Below are 4874 nucleotides of genomic sequence, written 5' to 3' on the forward strand. Positions count from 1 at the left end.
CGGCCCCCTACCGCGCCGGGCGCGACCAGCTGCTGCGCCTGGCCGAACGTGGCGAAGGATGGATGTGAAGATGAGCACCGAACAGACATTCACCACCCGGCGCAAGGTGCGCTTCGAACACTGCGACCCGGCGGGCATCGTCTTCTATCCGCGCTACTTCGAGATGATCAACGCCGTGGTCGAGGACTGGTTCAGCGAGGCGCTGGAAAGCAGCTTTGCCGAGCTGATCTCGTCCGGGCGAGGCGTGCCGACGGTATCGCTGCAGACCCAGTTCCACGCCCCCAGCCGCCTGGGGGAGATCCTCACCTTCGGCCTGGTCCCCCAGGCTCTCGGCCGCACCAGCCTGACGCTGGAAATCATTGCCACCCATCAAGACCAGCGCCGCCTGACAGCGCAAGTCACCCTGGTGCTGATCGACCTGAGCACCGGACGCCCTCTGCCCTGGCCCGACCCAGTCCGTCAACTCTTCTCACCCGACGCAACCTGAAGGAAAATAACCATGAACACCGCGCCTGCTCATCAGATCCTCCACCCCGCCAACTGGAAGCCCGCCGTGGGCTATGCCAATGGCGTCATCGCCTCGGGCCGCACCCTCTACGTGGGCGGCCAGATAGGCTGGAACGGCGATCAGAGCTTCGAAAGCGACGACTTCGTCGACCAGATTCACCAGGCACTGACCAATATCGTCGAGGTGCTGCAGGAGGCCGGCGCCGGGCCGGAGCACCTGGTCCGGCTGACCTGGTACGTGGTCGACAAGCGAGAGTACCTGGCACGCCTGAAGGAGGTGGGCGCGGCCTACCGCGAAGTCCTGGGCAAGCACTTCCCGGCCATGACCATGGTCCAGGTCGCCGACCTGATCGAGGATCGCGCCAAGGTGGAAATCGAGGCAACGGCGGTGGTGCCGGGCGAGTGACACCACGCCAAAACTGCCAAGCGCAGAACAGGGTGGGCGCGGGATGCCCACCCCTACTCGCTAGGTCTGCATGCGGTAATCGGCACTTCCTTCCTCGACCTTGAAACGCTGCACCAGCCTGGCCATCTCTCTGGCCTGATCTCTCAAGGATTGGCCTGCCGCGGTGGCCTCTTGCACCAGTGCGGCGTTCTGCTGGGTCACTTCGTCGAGCTGGCTGACCGCCATGCTGATCTGCTCGATGCCCGACGATTGCTCGGTGGCCGCCGTGGCGATCTCGCTGATGAAGCCCGAGACACGCCCTACCCCCTCGGCTATGGTCGCCAATTGCTCGCTCGCCGTGTTGACCAAGCGCTCGCCCTCATCGACGCTCGCCACGCTGGAGTCGACGAGCTCACGAATCTTGTTGGCTTCGGCCGCACAGCGCCCCGCCAGCTGGCGCACCTCCGTCGCGACAACGGCGAAGCCACGGCCATGGTCACCGGCCCGCGCCGCCTCGACCGAGGCATTCAACGCCAGCAGGTTGGTCTGGAAGGCGATACCGTCAATGGCCTCGACAATGCTCTCGACTCTCTTGTTGGCCTGTTTGATGGCGCCCATGGATTGGGCCGCCTCTTGCCCCACACCGCTCGCGTTGCGCGTCTGTTCGTCGAGTTCGGCGGTAAGCTCACGCGCCTGAGTGGAAGAGTCAGCCGTCTGCCTGACGGTGGCAGTCATCTGCTCGAGGCTCGAAGCCGTCTCGACCAACGATGAGGACTGCTCCTCGGTACGGCTCGCCAGATCCTCATTGCCTTGGGCGATCTCGCTGCTCGCCACGCTGACCGACTCGGCGGTGCGCCGGATATCGCCCATCATCGACTGCAGGTTCTGCTGCATCTCATGCATATGGGCCATCAAGCTGGCGTTATCGCCGGCTCTCACCGGCACCCGCATGGTCAAGTCACCCTGCACCACGCGACGCACGACCTCAGCAGCTCGCTGCGGGTCGCCGCCCAGGACTCTCACCACCGAACGCACCACGCCCAGGCTCACCAGTACCGCAATCGAAACGATGAGCGCCGTGATGCCGACCAGAATCCAGAACAGGCGAGACACCTCGGCCAAGGCCTCTCGCTCCGGTACCTCCACGACCAGGCCCCAATTCAGCAAGGGAAGGTAAGTGTAGCTGCCGATCACCTCGCTGCCGACGACATCGCGGTATCGACCCACTCCGCTTTCGCCTGCACCGATAGCGGAAGCGGCCTCGGTCGCAAGCTCACGGCTCTCGCCTTCGAGTGCCGCTACAGGCGTCACCGGCATGCCATCGGCACCCAGCAGATAGGTATCGGAACTTCCGCCGAGTGACATCTCGGCCATGCGCTCGAACAGCACATCGAGACGCACGGCCGCACGCACCACACCGACCACCTCACCGCTGTCGGCAAAAACGGGAGCCACCACGTTGCTCACCTGATTGCCCGTGGCACGTGACACCAGCGGCTGCGAGAACACCTCCCGGCCCTGGATCGCCTCGCGGAACCAGGCACGGTCCGCTACCTGAAACTCTGCGGCCTCTCCGGAGGTCATCAACGTGGCATGGCCATCGAAGCTCACCCCGGCCACACCTCCACCGTCGGGGCCAACGAAGAAAATCGTGTCGTAGTAACCATTCTGCTCGGCGAGTCGCGTCAGCAGGTGCTGGAGCGGTTCGACCTCGATCTGGCGTACGGGATCGAGCCCGGCCACGAAGCTGATCTCATCCTGGCGTGCATCCAGCCATTGAGTGAACGATCCGGCCATCATCTCGCCAGTCCCTTGTAGCTGCTGGATGGTGGCCTGGGTAAACGACTGCCGGTACTGGACGTAGACCAGCCCGGCCACGAGCATGACCGAGATCAGCACCAACGAGACGATCATCAGCGTCAGGCGACTGCTGAAGCCGAGTCGCGTACGGCGAGACGGCGGCGCCGATGAATTTTCAGCCGGCGACTCCGGCTGGGCACCCTGAAAATGGGTAAGCGTGATGGAATTCATCCCTTGCACTCCTGCCTGCAGCCCCGTGAGGACCGAGCGGCTCGCGGTGGCTGGCGTTGTTTTTATACTCTGCGCATGCAGCAGGTTATACCTGCCTAATACCCTTATCGGCCAGGGCAGAGGGGACTTGAGACGTGGGAGACTCCATCTTGGGCCAGGAAGCACGACTTGGTAGGTAGAGAAACCAGCTAGCCCGGGCGGCAGCCGCCCGGGCATCACCCTCACTCGTCGTCGAGGACAGGGCTGATGTCTTCAGGCTCTTCGACTTGCGTGGGCACTTCATCCACTTGCACCAGCCCTTCCTTCCCCAGCCCAAGGCGTTCCAGCACCGTGCTCAGGTTGGCTTTCCATTCGTTGTGACCGCCAATCAGGTCGCTGAAGTCGCAGTTGGTTACACCTTCGACACTGTCAGGCACCGGCACCAGGCCAGCTGGCGTGGAGAGCCCGGCATTGGCTGTTTGATACATCCACTTGAGCACCCCGTCACGTTCAGAGTAGCAGTTGAAGATTCCTTCAGAGGTAGCACGAGCGGCCGAGGCCCAATGATTCTGGTTTGCGTTACCCACGGCTCCTCCCATCAGAACAGCATGCCTCACATATTTTTTCCCGCCTTTACTGGCAAGAGTCTGGAGAGCAAAGAAGACGACCCTGGCCCCCAGGGAGTGTCCCATCAGGGTATAGGTCTTTCCTTCAGTACGGCTGATGGCTTCGGCAAGCAGAGCCCCGGCTTTTTCGGCATTCAACATTGCCGAATGCCAAGGGTTGGAAGCAAGGCCTACGGCCATCATAGCCATGCCGCCCAGCCCTCCCTGAACAAGGGTTCGAGACATCAATGAGCCTGAAAGCAAGCTACCCAGCTTGCTTAACGTCTTGGCCTCCCAGTTCAAGTACCAGAGCGGTTCGTTCAAATAGTGCTGGCTCAGGCCGTCATACCAGTCATGCGCATCCAGGTCATCCTCCGAGAGAAAGCCGTTCACCACCACCACCCTATGTCCACTATCATTAAGGGCAGCACGCTTTAGGCTGAACTGGTAATCGGGTATGTCCTTAAGGTACGCATTTGCCAATCCATAACCGGTCTTTCCACCAATTCCTGCACCTGTTGCAGCAAGAATCGTCATCCCTCCGCCTCCTAGTTTGGCCATGGAGGCAGCTGAAAGTGAAGCCCCCGTCAGGGAGGAAATTGCAGTGCCTGATGAAACCGTACCCAATAAACCTTTCGCACCTAGTGCCGCTGCAATCCCTGGGGAAGAAAGTGATAAAACCAAGGCCCCACCTGCAACTGTTCCCGTCACTTTCCCCATTTTGTAAAGGTTCTTTTTCCGGGGGCGCATCAACTGGCTGAACTCACCAAGCTCCAATATTTTTTTATTCGCCTTGGTAAAATCAGCCATCGACCCGTCATGCTCAGCACATAGCTCATTGTTCCATTTCTTAGTCAATAAATTTGAAATTTTACTGGATGATCCCTTTCCCGGCCCTCGCTTACTGAAGCTTCCATCATCCTCAACGTCTCCAAGTGCAGCCCTAGCCATGTTGTCACAATAACGACACTTTACAGTCAACAAGCTGCAATTTTTGCATTGAAAAGTCGACCTTCCAATACGTGACTTACGAACCATATTATGCTGGGAATACTCACCACACCAGGAGCACCAGGATTCCACTCTAGAAAGACGAGATTCAGACATGACTAGCTCCCTTATCACTCACCAATATTCAACTGAAGTATCAGCCTCAGGCCAACCTTTCAAGGCCCTGAACATGATCCAGAGCTGACGGAAGAGCATTATTTTAGAGATCGGCCCAAGGCGGGAAACCTTGAGGATTGCTGGTAAAACTCGTCGAGGGATGCCTGAATGAGCACAGAAGCGGGGCGGTCTCAATGACCAAGTGCAACACCTGACCCATCAGGTATCGTGTTGCCATGCCTCATTGCTATCGCCACCTC

Annotated in this window: 4 protein-coding genes; 2 read left to right on the forward strand and 2 right to left on the reverse strand. The window is 59.8% G+C overall.

Annotated elements, in window-relative coordinates:
- Positions 1-70 precede the first annotated feature (70 nt).
- Together H1D44_RS20540 and H1D44_RS20545 are read left to right on the forward strand one after the other, a co-directional pair.
- Positions 71-487, forward strand: a complete 417-nt coding sequence (locus H1D44_RS20540) for an acyl-CoA thioesterase (protein ID WP_181517125.1) — start codon at positions 71-73, stop codon at positions 485-487.
- Between the two features lie 12 nt (positions 488-499).
- Positions 500-913, forward strand: coding sequence for a RidA family protein (locus H1D44_RS20545; RefSeq protein ID WP_181517126.1), 414 nt, complete (start codon positions 500-502; stop codon positions 911-913).
- A gap of 60 nt (positions 914-973) precedes the next feature.
- On the opposite strand, the gene H1D44_RS20550 is transcribed toward H1D44_RS20545, so the two are convergent.
- Together H1D44_RS20550 and H1D44_RS20555 are read right to left on the reverse strand one after the other, a co-directional pair.
- On the reverse strand, positions 974-2923 hold the full coding sequence (locus H1D44_RS20550) for a methyl-accepting chemotaxis protein (RefSeq protein WP_181517127.1): 1950 nt from the start codon (positions 2921-2923) through the stop codon (positions 974-976).
- A gap of 221 nt (positions 2924-3144) precedes the next feature.
- On the reverse strand, positions 3145-4317 hold the full coding sequence (locus tag H1D44_RS20555) for a DUF726 domain-containing protein (RefSeq protein WP_181517128.1): 1173 nt from the start codon (positions 4315-4317) through the stop codon (positions 3145-3147).
- Positions 4318-4874 lie beyond the last annotated feature (557 nt).

The sequence above is a fragment of the Billgrantia kenyensis genome, from assembly GCF_013697085.1.
Classification (GTDB): Bacteria; Pseudomonadota; Gammaproteobacteria; order Pseudomonadales; family Halomonadaceae; genus Halomonas; species Halomonas kenyensis.

What these genes read in the sequence shown, in the direction of transcription:
- H1D44_RS20540 (WP_181517125.1), top strand. Translation starts at nt 71, where the DNA reads ATGAGCACCGAACAGACATTCACCACCCGGCGCAAGGTGCGCTTCGAA.
- H1D44_RS20545 (WP_181517126.1), top strand. Translation starts at nt 500, where the DNA reads ATGAACACCGCGCCTGCTCATCAGATCCTCCACCCCGCCAACTGGAAG.
- H1D44_RS20550 (WP_181517127.1), bottom strand. Translation starts at nt 2,923, where the DNA reads ATGAATTCCATCACGCTTACCCATTTTCAGGGTGCCCAGCCGGAGTCG.
- H1D44_RS20555 (WP_181517128.1), bottom strand. Translation starts at nt 4,317, where the DNA reads ATGGCTGATTTTACCAAGGCGAATAAAAAAATATTGGAGCTTGGTGAG.